Here is a 15,909-nt window from a genome sequence, read left to right on the forward strand (position 1 = left end):
AGCGCGGATTCCGCCGTGCGGGGTCTGGAGTCCGCCCGCTCCCGGGCCGTCGAGACACCTGGGAAGCGTGCGGGCACTCATGCCGTTCACAGCTTGCGTTACGGAACAGCGCACCCCAGGGCCCCTGTCAGGGTGTGCCTGCTCACCCAGGTCAGGTTGACGTGAAGGCGGCTGTCGTCACTCGAGTCCCGACCGATAGCGTTGGCACACTCGTGAGAACCCTCGCCCCACCGGGAGCCATCCGTGAACCGCCGTCCCACCACGCTCACAGCCGTCACGCTGGCTGCTGTTGCGGCTCTAACCGTGTCCGCCTGCGGGAGCGGTGATGACAGCTCCGGGGGTAACGACAAGATCGCGGGTGCCGACACGGGAACCGACTCGTCGACCTCGGCTTCGGCCAGTGAGAGCGCGTCAGGTTCCGTCGAGCGGCCGACGATCAAGTTGCCGGCGGACGTCAAGGACGTCTTCACACCGGAAGAGACCGGAAACCCCGTTGAGGACGCGATTCTGCGGGACAACGCGGAACTCGTCCGTGCGCTCGATGCGGCGATCGTCGCCCAGAACCCACGCTTTACCGCCTTGGAGTTCTACACGGAAGGCGAGGGCGCTGCCGCCGCGGAGAAGTGGGTCCAGGGGTTCAAGGACGCGGGCTGGACCGTAACAGGCACTACTCGGTACTTCGACCGTGCCGTGAAGGTGAAGACCAAAACCACGGCCGCAATCGGCTACTGCGCCGACGAGAGCAAGGCCTACAGCAAGGTCATCAAGACCGGTGAACTCACGGGTACCAAGGTGACCAAGGACAGCTACGTGGCCTACAACGTCGAGGTCGCGAAGAACAAGCAAGGGGTCTGGGAACTCGTGAAGATTGCGTCGACACGCGGCGCCGCGGGGTGCCAGCCGTGACCCGACGGTTCCGCCTTGCCGCAGTCGCCGTCGCCGTCGGATCGATCTGGCTGTGCTCGACGCCCAGTGCTGTCGCAGACAAGACCAATCCTGGTGAGGGTTCCTTCGGTGGGGGCGCCGATTCGCAGACGGACACGAGCGCTTCGGGCGAGCGCGCCGGTGACACGCTCAAGTCAGGGGTCAGCGGTGTGATCGTCTACGACCGCTCGAAGAACGGCGTCGGAGAGGCGACCGGAGCTGTCACATCGTCCACGTCCTGGACCCCACCTGCCTGCTACTACGCGCCGAAGTACACGCCCAAGGAGATCGAGGCGCAGATGCGCCAGGTGTGGGAAAGCAGCGCCCCCAGCCCCGAGTGGTCCCTGAAGACGCAGAACCACTTCGTCAACGGCAAGCCCTACGAGGACTTCAACAAGGACAAGGAAGGCGAGGGCTACTGGTGGGACGCCTACGTCACTGAGGGCCGCGAGGCGGACCCCGCGGCCCAGGACTGCGACGAGCTGCCCTTCTGGGTTGACGAGGGCGACGCTCCGCCGACCGATGTCCCGCAGGCCATCACGGCCGGCATGCTCGCCCAGCTCGCGTACGCCGAGATCCGCGTGCCCTCCACTGAGGTCGAACTCGCCCCGGCGAACACCACGAAGGTGAACCTGCCGACGTGGGCGTGGCTGGACACCGCCGAGTTCAAGCCGGTCTCCGTCACCGCGTCCGTCCCGCTGCTCGGTCTCAGCGCCACGACCACTGCCGAGCCCGTCTCCCTGAAGATCACGCCGGGTACGGAGGACGCGGTCACGTACCCCGCCTCCGGTCAGTGCGAGATCCATGACGGGCGGATCGGTGAGCCCTACGCCGAGGGCAAGGCCGACGAGACCCCGCCGTGCGGAGTGAAGTACCTGCGCTCCTCCGGCGACGGCTCGTACAAGCTCCAAGCCACCGTCACCTGGAAGATCAGCTGGACGAGCACGACTGGTGCGGGTGGCGGTCTTCCCAACGGCGAGTTCGGAGCTGACCAGGATGTCGTGGTCCAGGAGATTCAGGCCGTGAACCGCTAGACCACGAGAACGGGGGGAACGATGAGCGACATATACATCGACTTCGGTGTGCTGAACCGTGTGCGGAGCAACATCGAGCACATCGGCGAGATCATGGAGCGACCCGGCAAGGAGATGGACGAGGTCGACGGCGCGTCCATGGGCGTGAGCATGCTCGCCTCGCGCATGAACGACTTCGGTGACGAGTGGTCCCACGGCATCGAGCAGATCAAGAAGTACTCGGGTGCCGCGGTCAAGACGCTCGACAAGATGAAGAAGGCCTTCGAGGACATCGACGACACGCTGGCCAAGGAACTGCGGAAAGCACGGGAGCAGCGGGCGTGAGTGATCCGTTCTCGTGGTTGTCACCCACGCAGACCTCTCCCTTGATGGACAGGTTCCCGGCCCTCGAGTTCGTCCCCTGCCCCGGGGACCCGCAGACCGCGAAGCACGTCGCGAACATCGTCCAGCGCACCGCCAAAGCGCTGGACGAGATATCCGACGCCCTGCACGGCACGGACGACGCCGACTGGAAAGGGCGTCACGCCGACGCGTTCCGGGAGCAGTTCGACGACGACTTCCGGCCCAAGGTCGACAAGGCGAAACGATCCTTCGGTAAGGCCGCCTCGGCATTGACGGGCTGGGCCGACGAGATGCCGGCCTGGCAGCGCAAGGCCGAGGCCCTGGAGAGCCGGGCACAGGACGCGAAGGACGCGCTTCGCGCGGCGAAGGGCAAGTTGTCCGGCCTGCCGCCCGAACCGCTGCTCGACCTGCCGCCGAAGGACGACGCCGAGGCAAGCAAGCAGGAGAAGGCCGAGAAGGACCGCTCCGCGGCTCAGCTGGCAGCCAGTACGGCCGAATCCGACCTCGACCGAATCCGCGCACAGGCCCGCAAGCTGGCCACCGACTACGACCTGGAAGGCCGAACGGTCGCGCGGCGCCTCGACAAGGCGATGAACATCGCGCCGAACGAGCCGGGCTTGCTGGACAAACTGGGCGACACCCTCGTCGACATCGGGAAAGCCCTCGGAAAACTTGACGACATCGTGGACGAGGTCGTCAGCGCGGCTGTGGCCGACGCGGTCAAGTGGCTTGCCGAACACGCTTATACGATCGCCGCTATCGGCGACGTGTTGGCGACCGTGAGCGCCGCGCTGGGCGCAATCTCGCTCGTGATGCTTGGTCTTAGCGTGTTCTTCCCGCCTCTCGCCCTCGCATCGGTATCGGTGGGCACGGTGGCAGGTGGCTTCGCCGGTGGAGCCCTTGCGCTACACGGCACGGCCCGTGCCGTAGGGGGCGACGCCGTGGTCTCCAACCGAACCCTCGCGCAGGATGCACTGGGCGCGCTCCCGTTTGGACTCGCGTTCAAGGGCGTGTCCGCGGTGGTCGCCGGAAGCCGTGCCGCTGACGCCTCTGCCAACTTCGGGCTGGTGGACACCGTGGCATCCTTCATCGCTGATCCGACGGCACTGGGCTACTTCGCCCCGCAGAACGACCGTCAGAAGGTTGAGCTTGCCATGCCTGGCGCAGGTGGTTTCCTCCTCGTGGGGTTCGAGAACGCCTGGAAGGCCGGGAGGGAGAGGGACCGTGCCGCGCAACAGGAGAAGTGAAGGCCCGCATGAAAGATGAACAGATCCTCGCGTACTTCGATGGGCGAGGCACCGTGGAAATCACGCTCAGGGGCCGCGAGGTGGCGCAGAGCAACAGAATCGCGGCGATGGCCTTCGAGCTGGGTTACAAGCTTCACGAGACGGACATCGTCACTCGGGGCCAGTGGCGCGTGCTCTATCTGCGTGACGACTCTCCGGACGTTCGCCAACGCGCCCAGCACACGGTGGACCGACTGCGTGCCGGTGGTCCACTGTTCCCCCAGGCGTGGGCCTCCGGGGGGGTGCCTCCCGTCCCCGGCAGGCAGATCGCTCCGATAGAGGCGGCTTCGGCCAGACGGAACATGACCGCGTATGAAACGCACGGCTCGCGAGGGCTGGTCGTCATCGCGGCGCTGCTTGGCATCGCATGCCTCGTGCTGGCGTGGGTGGCACGTGAGGCGCTTGCCGGCGCAGTCGCCCTGCTTGTGATGGCAGTGCTCCTGGGCCTCGTCGCGGCCCTGATCCCTCGCTGGATGAGGAGCTGGTACGAGTACAACCGGCGAAAGGTGACCCGCTTCGGCCAGCAGCGATCCCAGCGGTCGGGCCCGCCGCCACCTCCTGCCCCTCCCCCTCCGATCGGAGGCAACGGGTGGGATGGCCCCGGAGGGAACGGCTCGTGACCCGTGTCGACTTCTCCGTCCCGGTCGGTTTTGAGGACATCCCCATCGGCGCCGACTTCGAGACGACGTGGATCGAGCTGAACAGACGCTACGCACGGCCATCGATGACGGGTGACCTCGACCAGGAGAAGCTGAGCCAGATGGCCCGGGCGTTGCACCAGGTCTCCCGCTTCCTCAAGGAGGCCGGTGTCGTGTACGCGGCTGACTGCCTGCACTTGTTCCAGGGCGAGCCTTCCTTGGGCTCGCTGGCGGTCGCCGTTGTCGACTTCCCGTATGGGAATGACGCAGCCGCAGCGGCTCGTGGAGCTTTGCAGGGTGTCCTGGAGTCAAAGGGGCCGGAGTGGGCCGGTTCTCTCATTGACACTCCCTGCGGTCCGGCAGCCGTGTTCACGGGTGGCCAGAGTTATACGGTGACGCCGGAGTTCTCGCCAAGTGGTGAGGCGGTTGATGTAATCACTGCCCAGTTTCATGCCATGGTCCCGGTCCCGGAAGGTGCGGGTGGAGAGGGCAGGCGCATGTGTCTGATCGCCTTCTCCACCCCGAACGTCGGCCACTGGGAGCAGTGCTACGCCCCGGTTATGGCAGCAGTCCTGCGAAGCCTCCGTTTCACCGAGGACGGCCGGAGCTCGGCTACTCCGCTGGTGGAGGGTGCCTGATCACGTCGATCGCCGGGAGCGCTTGCCGGCCGTTCTCGGATCGGGCAGTCGGGGCCACCCCGTCACCCGTCTGTGAACGACCTGGGCTACGGCGGCAGAAGACTGCGTTGTCCCTGGCCGGCGCAGCCCCCGCCGCCGGAGCGGGGCGCCGCCTGCTGACCATCGACGCACTGGCCCGCCGATGGGGAATCCGGCGGATGAGCGGCGGCAGGACGGTCTGGGACGCAGTGTTCACGGAGTAGGGAGCGGGGGGCTCGTGACGCGGGCCTGGACGAGACGGCCAAGCCCCTGCCGAGGGTGCCGTTCCGTGGCAGGCGATCGTCACCCTTTGTGATGACGATCAGTGGAACCGGCGGCTACCGTGGACGGGCAGGCCGAGAATTCCGCCCATGGGAGGAACGATGACCGCCGAGCCCCTCGCCGAGCCGAATTCCACGCCCGGCTGCCGCTGGCCGGTGCCGCCCCGGGACGGATACACCGTGGACGACCTGTTCACGTTGCCCGACCTCCCGCCGCACACCGAGCTGATCGACGGGAGCCTGGTCTTCGTGAGTCCGCAGCGGGATTTTCACAGCATCATGATCGACCTACTGGTGGTCGGTCTGCGCCGCACCGTGCCCGCGGAGATGAAGGTCCGCCGTGAGATGACCGTCGTACTGGACCGCCGCAACGGTCCCGAACCCGACATCTCCGTCGTCCGCGCCGACGCCGTCACCGGCAGGGAGCAGACCCGCTTCCAGGCCGCCGACGTCCTGCTCGCCGTCGAGGTCGTCTCCCCGGACTCCGAATCCCGTGACCGCGACACCAAGCCGCACAAGTACGCCGCCGCCGGCATCCCGCACTTCTGGCTGGTGGAGACGGGCGGCGGCGCCGGCAAGCATCCGGTGGTCCGGGTCTATGAGCTCGACCCCGTCTCGAAGACGTACGACCTGACCGGCACCCATCGCGAACTGCTCAAGCTCGGCGTGCCGTACGACATCGACGTCGACATCACCTCGGACGCGCTCGACGAGCTCTGAGCGTCTCGGTCCGGCTGTTAGTTCAGCCGCTTGAGCAGCGTGTACTCCGTGACCCCCGGGGGATAGTCCGGGATCACGCACACCACCTCGTACCCCTGCCTCGTGTAGAAGCCCGGCGCCTGGAAGTCCCAGGTCTCCACGCGGGACGCCGCGCAGCCCCGCTCGTCGTGCGCCGTCCGTTCCGCCTCCCGGAGCAGGGCCGAGCCCAGCCCCGCGCCCCGGTACCGGTCGTCCACCCACAGATACGTCACGTGCAGCCAAGTCGCCCAGCTGTGGCCGACCAGACCGCCCGCCAGTCCGCCGGTCTCGTCCAGCACCCAGACGTGCAGGGGGAATTCGCGTTCGTGAGGGGTTCCGCGCAGGGAGCGCAGGATGGAGGAGGCCGCCGTGTTCGTCTCCCGCAGGCGGGTGCGCAGCAGATCGCGCCGTTCCCTGTCCACTTCTGTCACAAGACGAAACATGCGGCTCACCATAAGCGTGCCGGGCTGTCAGTTCTGCAAATAACCTTCCGCTCCCGGCGCCCGCCCGTACTCTGATGAGCAGCACCGGTGGGGGCCGGTGCCGTTCAGGGGGCGAGACAGCCGGGTACGGCGCCCGGGGCAAAGGTAGCGGTTACTGCACGGCGGCGGCCGTGTGGCTGCGGCGACCCGTCCCGGAGTACCGAGCGCACAGTTGGATACGGGGCTTCGGGCGTCGTACCCGTGCCGGTGTCGTCTTCCGTGTTCCGTGGATGGACAGACGATGGGTATCCCCTGCTCCTCGAGGAGCGCGGGGGAGGGGGTTTCGTGGTTCGTATCCGAGTCCTGGTCGTCGACGACCATCGCATCTTCGCCGAGTCGCTCGCCGCCGCCCTGGCCGCCGAGCCGGACGTCGACGTCTCCGCGGCCGGCAGCGGTCCGGCCGCGCTGCGCTGCCTGGAGCGGGCCGCGTCCGAGGGGCGGCGGTTCGACGTGCTGCTCGTGGACGCCGACCTGGGGGGCCACGTGCCCGGCGCCCGGCCGGCCGTGCCCGTGCGGGACGGCAACGAGGACGGGCTGGTGGACGGGATCTCGCTGGTCGCCGGAGTGCGGTCGGGGCAGCCAGGCGTACGGATCGTCGTCCTCGCGGAGAAGGACGACCCCCGGCGGGCCGCCCTCGCGCTGGGGGCCGGTGCCTCCGGGTGGGTGGCGAAGGACTGCTCGCTGTCGCGGCTGCTCAGCGTGATCCGGGGTGTCCTGCGCGACGAGACCCATCTGCCGCCCGTGCTGCTCACCGGCGTCCTGCGCGAGCTGACCGCCGCCCGCAAGCACCGCACCGAGAGCGAGCGTCTGGTGGAGTCGCTGACCCCCCGGGAGCGGGAGGTGCTGCGCTGCATGGTGGCCGGGCTCGGGCGCAAGGCGGTGGCCGAGCGGCTGTACCTGTCCCCGCACACCGTGCGCACGCACATGCAGAACGTGCTGGGCAAGCTGGGTGTCCATTCCACCCTCGCCGCCGTGGCACTGGCGAGGAGGGCCGGGGTGGGGCCGGTGGACCTAGCCGGGGATGTTGTCGAACGGGGCGGTCAGCTGGCGTAGCAGCGCCGCCAGCTCACCGCGCTGGGCCCGGGAGAGTTCGGCCAGGATGGCGCGCTCCTGCGCCAGGAGGCCGGCGAGTGACTGGTCGGCGCGGTCGCGGCCCTCGTCCGTGAGCCGGACCAGTACGCCGCGCCGGTCGCTGGGGTCGGGCAGGCGCTCCACCAGGCCCTTCTTCGCCAGGCGGTCGATGCGGTTGGTCATCGTGCCCGAGGTGACCAGGGTCTGGGTGAGGAGCTGGCCCGGTGAGAGCTGGTACGGGGTGCCCGCGCGGCGCAGGGCCGTCAGGACGTCGAACTCCCAGGGCTCCAGTTCGTGTTCGGAGAAGGCCAGTCGGCGTGCGCGGTCCAGGTGCCGGGCGAGCCTGCTGACCCGGCTCAGCACCTCGAGCGGTTCCACGTCGAGGTCCGGGCGCTCCCGGCGCCACGCTGCGACCAGCCGATCGACCTCGTCCTCCATGACGATCAGTGTAGTGGTTGTGTCGACGTGAAGTCTCTTGATGTTGACTGTCTTGACGTCGAGATAGTTTGGCGTGACGCTGGGTACTCGGGCCGGACGTCCGGCCGCCCCAGCCCCCGGAGGCTCCATGCCCGCCACCGCCCCCACCTGGGACCCCGCCCAGTACCTGCGCCACGCCGGGCCCCGCGCCCGCCCCTTCACCGACCTCATCGCCCGCGTCCCCGGCCTGCCCGGCGACCCGCCCCGCATCGCCGACCTCGGCTGCGGTCCCGGCAACGCCACCGTCCTGCTCGCCGACCGCTGGCCCACCGCCCGCATCACCGGCTACGACAACTCGCCCCGGATGCTCGAACGGGCCCGGGAGCACGCCGGGCCCACCCCGCAGGGCGGCCACCTCGACTTCGCCCCCGCCGACGCCCGCACCTGGACTCCCGACGAGCCGTACGACCTCCTCGTCAGCAACGCCACCCTCCAGTGGGTCCCCGGTCACGCCGAGCGCTTCGCCGACTGGATCGGCGCTCTCGCCCCCGGCGGCGTTCTCGCCTTCCAGGTGCCCGGCAACTTCGACGCCCCCAGCCACCGCCTGATGCGCGAGCTCGCCCACTCCCGGCGCTGGCGGGACCGCCTCGCCGGCACCCTGCGCCACGACGGCGCCGTCCTCACGCCCGAGGCCTACCTCGCCCACCTGACCGCCGCGGGCTGCGCCGCCGACGTCTGGGAGACGACGTACGTCCATCTGCTGCCCGGCGAGGACGCCGTCCTGGACTGGGTGAAGGGGACGGGGCTGCGGCCCGTACTCACCGCGCTCGACGACGACCCGGAGGCCCGTGACGCGTTCGTCGAGGAGTACCGGAACGTCCTGCGCGCCGCCTATCCCGCCGGGGCGGACGGCACCCCGTTCCCCTTCCGCCGCGTCTTCGCCGTCGCCCGGAAGGACGCGAACCGGTGATCACCGGGCTCGACCACGTCCAGCTCGCCGCGCCGCCCGGCTCCGAGGAGCGACTGCGCACCTTCTACACCGCCGTTCTCGGCATGACCGAGATGCCCAAGCCGCTCGCGCCCGCCGCTCGCGGAGGCTGCTGGTTCCAGGCCGGTGCCGTCCAGCTCCACCTGGGGATCGAGAACGGCTTCCGGCCGGCCCGCAAGGCACACCCGGGGCTGCGGGTCACCGGGATCGAGGCGTACGCCGCCCGGCTGGAGGCCCACGGCACGACCGTCACCTGGGACGACGACCTGCCCGGCCACCGGCGCTTCTACTGCTCCGACCCGGTCGGCAATCGCCTGGAGTTCCTGGAACGGGGCTGATGCCGGGGCGGTGCGCGGGGTGATGTACCCCTCCCCCGCTGCCCGTCACGCCACGCCGTCCGCGACGAGCGCGTCCACGTCCTCCTCGGACAGCCCCAGCTCGCCGAGTACGGCGCGGGTGTGCTCGCCCAGCGCCGGCACCGCTTCCATGCGGGGCGTGTCCCCGGTCGGGCCCGGCGGGGCGAGCGCCGGTACGGGACCGGCGGGCGTGGGCACCTGGTGCCAGCGGGCGCGCGCCGTCAGCTGGGGGTGGTCCCACACCTCGGCGAGCGAGTTCACCCGGGCGTTGGCGACCGGCACCGCGCCGAGCAGTTCGATCGCCTCGGTGCTGGTCAGCTCCGCGAAACGGGCCGCGATCAGTCCGCCCAGCGCCTCCCGGTGCGTGTTGCGGTCCGCGTTGGTGGCGTAGTCCGGGTGGGTGGCCAGCTCCGGACGGTCCAGGAAACCCGCGCAGAAACCGCGCCACTCGCGGTCGTTCTGGACCGCCATCATGACGACCTTGCCGTCGCCCGCCGTGAAGGGCCCGTACGGGTAGATCGTCGCGTGCGAGGCCCCCGCCCGCGGCGGCGGCTCGGCTCCGCCGAAGGCGTAGTAGAGGGGGAAGCCCATCCACTCCACGGTGGCCTCCAGCATCGACACGTCCAGATGTGTGCCCTGCCCCGTCCGCCCGCGTTCCAGCAGTGCGCCGAGGATCGAGCTGTACGCGTACATCCCGGCGGCGATGTCCGACACCGAGATCCCCGCCTTGGCCAGGTCGTCGGGGGTGCCCGTGACGGACAGCAGTCCCGCCTCGGACTGCACCATCAGGTCGTAGGCCTTGCGGCCCTCGTAGGGGCCTGGGCCGCCGTAGCCGGAGATGTCGCACACGATGAGGTGCGGGTGGCGCGCGCGCAGTTCCTCCGCGCCGAGTCCGGCCCGGGCGGCCGCACCCGGCGCCAGGTTCTGCAGGAAGACGTCGGCGTCCGCGATCAGGCGCCGCAGCACGTCCGCGCCGCGCGGGTCCTTGAAGTCCAGGGTGAGGGATTCCTTGTTGCGGTTGGCCCACACGAAGTGCGAGCTCATGCCCCGGACACGGGTGTCGTAGGCGCGGGCGAAGTCCCCCGTCCCGGGGCGCTCCACCTTGATCACCCGTGCGCCGAGGTCGGCGAGCTGGCGGCTGGCGTAGGGAGCGGCGACCGCCTGTTCGAGCGAGACGACGGTGACTCCGCGCAGTGGCTGCATCAGTGTTCTCCCCGGTGCGGTGACGACGGCGGGCGGCGGGGACGTCCCGCCCCCGCCGCCCGGCGCTCAGCTCTTGCGGTGCCCTATCAGCCGGGGCTTCGGCTCCAGGCCGTCCAGCCCGTGCCACGCCAGGTTCACCAGGTGCGCCGCCACCTCCGCCTTCTTCGGACGGCGCACGTCCAGCCACCACTGGCCGGTCAGCGCCACCATGCCGACCAGCGCCTGCGCGTACAGCGGGGCCAGCTTGGCGTCGAAGCCGCGGTTCTTGAACTCGCGACCCAGGATGTCCTCCACCTGGGTGGCGATGTCCGAGATGAGGGAGGCGAAGGAACCCGTCGACTGCGGGATGGGGGAGTCGCGGACCAGGATGCGGAAGCCGTCCGTGTACTCCTCGATGTAGTCCAGGAGGGCGAAGGCGGCCTGCTCGCACAGCTCGCGCGGGTGGCCGGCCGTCAGCGAGCTGGTCACCATGTCCAGCAGCCGCCGCATCTCACGGTCCACCACCACGGCGTACAGCCCCTCCTTGCCGCCGAAGTGCTCGTACACCACCGGCTTGGAGACCCCGGCCTTCGCCGCGATCTCCTCCACCGACGTGCCCTCGAAACCCTTCGACGCGAAGAGGGTGCGACCGATTTCCAGCAGCTGCTGGCGGCGCTCGGCACCGGTCATCCGGGTGCGACGTGCGCGCCGGGGCTTCTCATTGCTCGGGGTGCTGCTGGAGTCGGTCGCCACGGCGACCATCATGCCGCCTCGACGGTTTCCTTCCGGCGCCGGGAGCCGCCTTGGTCCGTGTTGCGGCGGGAATCGATACGCGAGCGCGACGGCCACCGCACGTCGTACGCCCAGCCGAACTGCTCGAACCAGCGGATCAGGCGGGCGGAGGAGTCCAGCTGGCCGCGCATCACGCCGTGCCGCGCGGAGGTCGGGTCGGCGTGGTGCAGGTTGTGCCAGGACTCACCGCAGGACAGCACGGCCAGCCACCACACGTTGCCCGAGCGGTCCCGCGACTTGAACGGGCGCTTGCCGACCGCGTGGCAGATCGAGTTGATCGACCAGGTCACGTGGTGCAGCAACGCCACCCGGACGAGTGAACCCCAGAAGAACCCGGTGAACGCTCCCCACCAGGACATCGTGACCAGGCCGCCGATCAGCGCGGGCAGGGCCAGGGACACCACCGTCCACAGGATGAACTGGCGGGAGATCGCACGGAGCGCCGGGTCCTTGATCAGATCCGGTGCGTACTTGTCCTGCGGGGTCTGCTCCTCGTCGAACATCCAGGCGATGTGGGCCCACCACAGGCCCTTGATCAGGGCCGGCACCGTCTCGCCGTAGCGCCACGGCGAATGCGGGTCGCCCTCGTCGTCGGAGAACTTGTGGTGCTTGCGGTGGTCGGCCACCCAGCGGACCAGCGGCCCCTCCACGGCCATCGAGCCGGCGATCGCCAGCGCGATCTTCAGTGGCCGCCTGGCCTTGAAGGAGCCGTGGGTGAAGTGGCGATGGAAGCCGATGGTGATGCCGTGGCAGCCCAGGAAGTAGAAGAAGACCAGCAGGCCCAGGTCCAGCCAGCTCACGCCCCAGCCCCACGCCAGGGGCACCGCCGCCACCAGCGCGAGGAACGGGAGGGTGATGAACAGCAGCAGCGTGATCTGCTCGAGGGACCGCTTCTGCTCACCGCCCAGCGTGGCGGAGGGTGCGGAGGTCTCGTCGGGACTCTTCGAAGCGTCTGGAATCACATCGGAACTCGTGGTCATGCGCGTCCCCTGGGGGGTCGAGGGTTGTGTCCGGTGCCGGGCTCCGGGAACCATGCACGTTTCCTACGGTTCCGTAACCTACGGCGACGTAAGTATGGCAGCGCGTCGTCCCGCGGCAAGAGCCCGAGAGCCTGCGCGTCCTTGCCGACACCTATCCTGGGAGTCGGTCGGACAGCGCGGTCCGCTCTGAATACTTCCCGGACGTCCGGCCCGTAAGCGGCACCCGCCGCGCGAGACGCCGTTCGGGTTCCCTCCCAGACGAGCTTCAACACTGCAAGGAGCCGCACCTGTGAGCAGTGCCGACGACCAGACCACCACGACGACCAGCAGCGAGTTGCGCGCCGACATCCGCCGGCTGGGTGATCTCCTCGGGGAGACCCTCGTCCGGCAGGAAGGCCCCGAGCTGCTGGAACTCGTCGAGAAGGTACGCCGACTCACCCGAGAGGACGGCGAGGCCGCCGCCGAGCTGCTGCGCGGCACCGAACTGGAGACCGCGGCCAAGCTGGTCCGCGCCTTCTCCACCTACTTCCACCTCGCGAACGTCACCGAGCAGGTCCACCGGGGCCGCGAGCTGGGCGCCAAGCGCGCCGCCGAGGGCGGACTGCTCGCCCGTACGGCCGACCGCCTGAAGGACGCCGACCCCGAGCACCTGCGCGACACCGTCCGCAACCTCAACGTCCGGCCCGTCTTCACCGCGCACCCCACCGAGGCCGCCCGCCGCTCCGTCCTCAACAAGCTGCGCCGCATCGCCGCCCTCCTGGACACCCCGGTCATCGAGTCCGACCGGCGCCGCCTCGACACCCGGCTGGCCGAGAACATCGACCTCGTCTGGCAGACCGACGAACTCCGCGTCGTCCGCCCCGAGCCCGCCGACGAGGCCCGCAACGCCATCTACTACCTGGACGAGCTGCACGCCGGCGCCGTCGGCGACGTCCTGGAAGACCTCACGGCGGAGCTGGAGCGCGCCGGGGTCAAGCTGCCGGACGACACCCGCCCGCTCACCTTCGGCACCTGGATCGGCGGCGACCGCGACGGCAACCCCAACGTCACCCCGCAGGTCACCTGGGACGTCCTCATCCTCCAGCACGAGCACGGCATCAACGACGCCCTGGAGATGATCGACGAGCTGCGCGGCTTCCTCTCCAACTCCATCCGCTACGCCGGCGCCACCGAGGAGCTCCTGGAGTCCCTCCACGCCGACCTGGAGCGGCTGCCCGAGATCAGCCCCCGCTACAAGCGCCTCAACGCCGAGGAGCCCTACCGGCTCAAGGCCACCTGCATCCGGCAGAAGCTGGAGAACACCAAGCAGCGCCTCGCCAAGGGCACCCCGCACGAGGCCGGCCGCGACTACCTCGGCACCGCACAGCTCCTCGACGACCTGCGGCTCGTCCAGACCTCCCTGCGCGAGCACCGCGGCAGCCTCTTCGCCGACGGCCGCCTCGCCCGCACCATCCGCACGCTGGCCGCCTTCGGCCTCCAGCTCGCCACCATGGACGTGCGCGAACACGCCGACGCCCACCACCACGCCCTCGGCCAGCTCTTCGACCGGCTCGGCGAGGAGTCCTGGCGCTACGCCGACATGCCCCGCGAGTACCGGGCCAAGCTCCTTGCGAAGGAGCTGCGCTCGCGCAGGCCCCTGGCTCCGATCCCGGCCCCCGTGGACGCGGCCGGCGAGAAGACCCTCGGCGTCTTCCAGACCGTCAAGCGCGCTCTGGAGGTGTTCGGTCCCGAGGTCATCGAGTCCTACATCATCTCCATGTGCCAGGGCGCCGACGACGTCTTCGCCGCGGCGGTGCTGGCCCGCGAGGCCGGACTGATCGACCTGCACGCCGGCTGGGCGAAGATCGGCATCGTGCCGCTCCTGGAGACCACGGACGAGCTGAAGGCCGCCGACACCATCCTCGAGGACCTTCTCGCAGACCCCTCCTACCGGCGCCTGGTCGCCCTGCGCGGCGACGTCCAGGAGGTCATGCTCGGCTACTCCGACTCGTCCAAGTTCGGCGGCATCACCACCTCGCAGTGGGAGATCCACCGCGCCCAGCGCCGGCTGCGCGACGTCGCCCACCGCTACGGCGTACGGCTGCGCCTCTTCCACGGCCGCGGCGGCACCGTCGGACGGGGCGGCGGCCCCACCCACGACGCGATCCTCGCCCAGCCCTGGGGCACCCTGGAGGGCGAGATCAAGGTGACCGAACAGGGCGAGGTCATCTCCGACAAGTACCTCATCCCCGCGCTGGCCAGGGAGAACCTGGAGCTGACCGTCGCGGCCACCCTCCAGGCCTCCGCGCTGCACACCGCGCCCCGCCAGTCCGACGAGGCCCTCGCCCGCTGGGACGCCGCGATGGACGTCGTCTCCGACGCGGCCCACACCTCGTACCGCAAGCTGGTCGAGGACCCCGACCTGCCCACGTACTTCCTGGCCTCCACGCCGGTCGACCAGCTCGCCGACCTGCACCTGGGCTCGCGGCCCTCCCGCCGCCCCGGCTCGGGCGTCTCGCTCGACGGACTGCGCGCCATCCCGTGGGTCTTCGGCTGGACCCAGTCCCGGCAGATCGTCCCCGGCTGGTACGGCGTCGGCTCGGGCCTGAAGGCCCTGCGCGAGGCCGGCCTGGACACCGTCCTGGACGAGATGCACCAGCAGTGGCACTTCTTCCGCAACTTCATCTCCAACGTCGAGATGACCCTCGCCAAGACCGACCTGCGCATCGCCCAGCACTACGTCGACACCCTCGTCCCGGACGACCTCAAGCATGTCTTCGACCGGATCAAGGCCGAGCACGAACTCACCGTCGCCGAAGTCCTGCGCGTCACCGGCGAGGACGAACTGCTGGACGCCGACCCCGTCCTCAAGCAGACCTTCACCATCCGGGACGCCTACCTGGACCCCATCTCCTACCTCCAGGTCGCCCTTCTCGGCCGCCAGCGAGAAGCCGCCGCCGCGGGCGAGGAAGCCGATCCCCTCCTCGCCCGAGCCCTGCTCCTCACGGTCAACGGCGTCGCGGCGGGCCTGCGCAACACCGGCTGACGCCACCCGGCCTCACCGCACGGCGGTGCCCCCGCGCTCACTGGAGCACGGGGGCACCGTCACGTCGTACGCCGGAGAATCACACCGCGAAGAACGCCGCCGTCAGCAACGACAGGCCCGCCCCGGCCATCACCCACGCCGCCCGGGTGCGCCGCAGGCCTCCCGCCACCACCACCGAGGCCAGCAGCAACGCCCCGCCCAACGGCACCCACGCGTACAGCACCCCGGCGGGGCCGGAACGCACCACGTCGTCACTGCCCGGCTTCACCACCACGGAGTACGTCCGGCCCTTCGCCACGGCGACCGAATCCTCGATGACGACCCGGTCCCGCGCCTGCGACCCCGACGACACCGGCGAGTACGGCCCACTGCACGAGCCCTCGCCGCACCGCGTCACCTCGACCGTGCCCTGCTCCCGGCCCTTGGTCAGCAGGACGTGCTGCGCGGTACCCCAGGACGCCCACACACCCGCGACAAGGATCAGCGCCGTGACCGTCCCCATCGCCGCGACCCGGCCGAACCGCAGCACGGCGCGTGAGACCTGACGGGGGCGGACAGCGGCGGCGGCTGAGGCAGGCATGGCCGGGATCATTGGCCATACCTGCGCGCTGGGTCAACTCACTCGTGGGCCATCGACGGACAAGTCGGGAGTTGTGCGTCACGAGTCGCGCGTCGAGGAGTCGCACGTCACGGGCTTGCGCGTCACGGGGGCGCGCG

The 15,909-nt window shown here is 69.9% G+C and carries 17 protein-coding genes; 11 read left to right on the top strand and 6 right to left on the bottom strand.

Annotated features, from left to right (window positions below; all coding sequences use genetic code 11):
* Window positions 1-243 precede the first annotated feature (243 nt).
* The 7 genes from ACZ4V1_RS19955 (at window position 244) to ACZ4V1_RS19985 (ending at window position 5,881) form a co-directional block, all read left to right on the top strand.
* Window positions 244-906, top strand: coding sequence for a hypothetical protein (locus ACZ4V1_RS19955; protein ID WP_468337599.1), 663 nt, complete (start codon window positions 244-246; stop codon window positions 904-906).
* Window positions 894-1,958 (top strand): hypothetical protein, encoded by a 1,065-nt coding sequence (locus ACZ4V1_RS19960; protein ID WP_468337602.1) that lies wholly within the window; start codon window positions 894-896, stop codon window positions 1,956-1,958. Before ACZ4V1_RS19955 ends, ACZ4V1_RS19960 begins: the two co-directional genes overlap by 13 nt.
* Before the next feature lie 21 nt (window positions 1,959-1,979).
* Window positions 1,980-2,282, top strand: a complete 303-nt coding sequence (locus ACZ4V1_RS19965; RefSeq protein WP_468337605.1) for a hypothetical protein — start codon at window positions 1,980-1,982, stop codon at window positions 2,280-2,282.
* The gene (locus ACZ4V1_RS19970; RefSeq protein ID WP_468337608.1) at window positions 2,279-3,547 is read left to right on the top strand and encodes a putative T7SS-secreted protein; all 1,269 of its coding nucleotides are present in this window, start codon (window positions 2,279-2,281) and stop codon (window positions 3,545-3,547) included. Before ACZ4V1_RS19965 ends, ACZ4V1_RS19970 begins: the two co-directional genes overlap by 4 nt.
* Window positions 3,544-4,206 (top strand): hypothetical protein, encoded by a 663-nt coding sequence (locus ACZ4V1_RS19975; RefSeq protein WP_468337611.1) that lies wholly within the window; start codon window positions 3,544-3,546, stop codon window positions 4,204-4,206. Before ACZ4V1_RS19970 ends, ACZ4V1_RS19975 begins: the two co-directional genes overlap by 4 nt.
* On the top strand, window positions 4,203-4,862 hold the full coding sequence (locus tag ACZ4V1_RS19980; protein ID WP_468337614.1) for a hypothetical protein: 660 nt from the start codon (window positions 4,203-4,205) through the stop codon (window positions 4,860-4,862). The genes ACZ4V1_RS19975 and ACZ4V1_RS19980 overlap by 4 nt, the downstream gene beginning before the upstream one ends.
* Before the next feature lie 389 nt (window positions 4,863-5,251).
* Window positions 5,252-5,881, top strand: coding sequence for a Uma2 family endonuclease (locus tag ACZ4V1_RS19985; protein WP_468337617.1), 630 nt, complete (start codon window positions 5,252-5,254; stop codon window positions 5,879-5,881).
* A 17-nt stretch (window positions 5,882-5,898) separates the two neighbouring features.
* On the opposite strand, the gene ACZ4V1_RS19990 is transcribed toward ACZ4V1_RS19985, so the two are convergent.
* A complete protein-coding gene (locus ACZ4V1_RS19990) occupies window positions 5,899-6,354 on the bottom strand; it encodes a GNAT family N-acetyltransferase (protein ID WP_468337620.1) in 456 nt (151 codons plus the stop codon).
* A gap of 312 nt (window positions 6,355-6,666) precedes the next feature.
* On the opposite strand from ACZ4V1_RS19990, the gene ACZ4V1_RS19995 reads away from it, so the two are divergent.
* The gene (locus tag ACZ4V1_RS19995; protein ID WP_468337623.1) at window positions 6,667-7,434 is read left to right on the top strand and encodes a response regulator transcription factor; all 768 of its coding nucleotides are present in this window, start codon (window positions 6,667-6,669) and stop codon (window positions 7,432-7,434) included.
* On the opposite strand, the gene tamR is transcribed toward ACZ4V1_RS19995, so the two are convergent.
* Window positions 7,393-7,890 (bottom strand): MarR family transcriptional regulator TamR, encoded by a 498-nt coding sequence (tamR, locus tag ACZ4V1_RS20000; protein WP_468337626.1) that lies wholly within the window; start codon window positions 7,888-7,890, stop codon window positions 7,393-7,395. The genes ACZ4V1_RS19995 and tamR overlap by 42 nt on opposite strands.
* 127 nt (window positions 7,891-8,017) lie before the next feature.
* Between tamR and ACZ4V1_RS20005 the strand changes: the two genes are divergently transcribed.
* Both ACZ4V1_RS20005 and ACZ4V1_RS20010 read left to right on the top strand, forming a co-directional pair.
* Window positions 8,018-8,839, top strand: coding sequence for a trans-aconitate 2-methyltransferase (locus ACZ4V1_RS20005; protein WP_468337629.1), 822 nt, complete (start codon window positions 8,018-8,020; stop codon window positions 8,837-8,839).
* Entirely contained in the window at window positions 8,836-9,195 is a 360-nt protein-coding gene (locus ACZ4V1_RS20010; RefSeq protein ID WP_468337632.1) for a VOC family protein, read from the top strand. Before ACZ4V1_RS20005 ends, ACZ4V1_RS20010 begins: the two co-directional genes overlap by 4 nt.
* 45 nt (window positions 9,196-9,240) lie before the next feature.
* Here the strand turns inward: ACZ4V1_RS20010 and ACZ4V1_RS20015 are convergent, their stop codons facing one another.
* From ACZ4V1_RS20015 to ACZ4V1_RS20025, 3 genes are all read right to left on the bottom strand, one after another.
* Window positions 9,241-10,416 (bottom strand): CaiB/BaiF CoA transferase family protein, encoded by a 1,176-nt coding sequence (locus tag ACZ4V1_RS20015; protein ID WP_468337634.1) that lies wholly within the window; start codon window positions 10,414-10,416, stop codon window positions 9,241-9,243.
* A 66-nt stretch (window positions 10,417-10,482) separates the two neighbouring features.
* Window positions 10,483-11,160 carry a TetR/AcrR family transcriptional regulator gene (locus tag ACZ4V1_RS20020; RefSeq protein WP_468337637.1) on the bottom strand — a complete coding sequence of 226 codons (678 nt, stop codon included), beginning with the start codon at window positions 11,158-11,160 and terminating at the stop codon, window positions 10,483-10,485.
* Window positions 11,157-12,167: an acyl-CoA desaturase gene (locus tag ACZ4V1_RS20025; RefSeq protein ID WP_468337640.1), complete on the bottom strand. Its 1,011-nt coding sequence runs from the start codon at window positions 12,165-12,167 to the stop codon at window positions 11,157-11,159. Before ACZ4V1_RS20025 ends, ACZ4V1_RS20020 begins: the two co-directional genes overlap by 4 nt.
* Before the next feature lie 289 nt (window positions 12,168-12,456).
* On the opposite strand from ACZ4V1_RS20025, the gene ppc reads away from it, so the two are divergent.
* Entirely contained in the window at window positions 12,457-15,192 is a 2,736-nt protein-coding gene (ppc, locus tag ACZ4V1_RS20030; RefSeq protein WP_468337643.1) for a phosphoenolpyruvate carboxylase, read from the top strand.
* 79 nt (window positions 15,193-15,271) lie between these two features.
* Here ppc and ACZ4V1_RS20035 read toward each other — a convergent pair whose 3' ends face one another.
* Window positions 15,272-15,784, bottom strand: coding sequence for a hypothetical protein (locus ACZ4V1_RS20035; protein ID WP_468337646.1), 513 nt, complete (start codon window positions 15,782-15,784; stop codon window positions 15,272-15,274).
* Window positions 15,785-15,909: the final 125 nt, after the last annotated feature.

This window comes from Streptomyces sp. NPDC028991, from assembly GCF_055564775.1.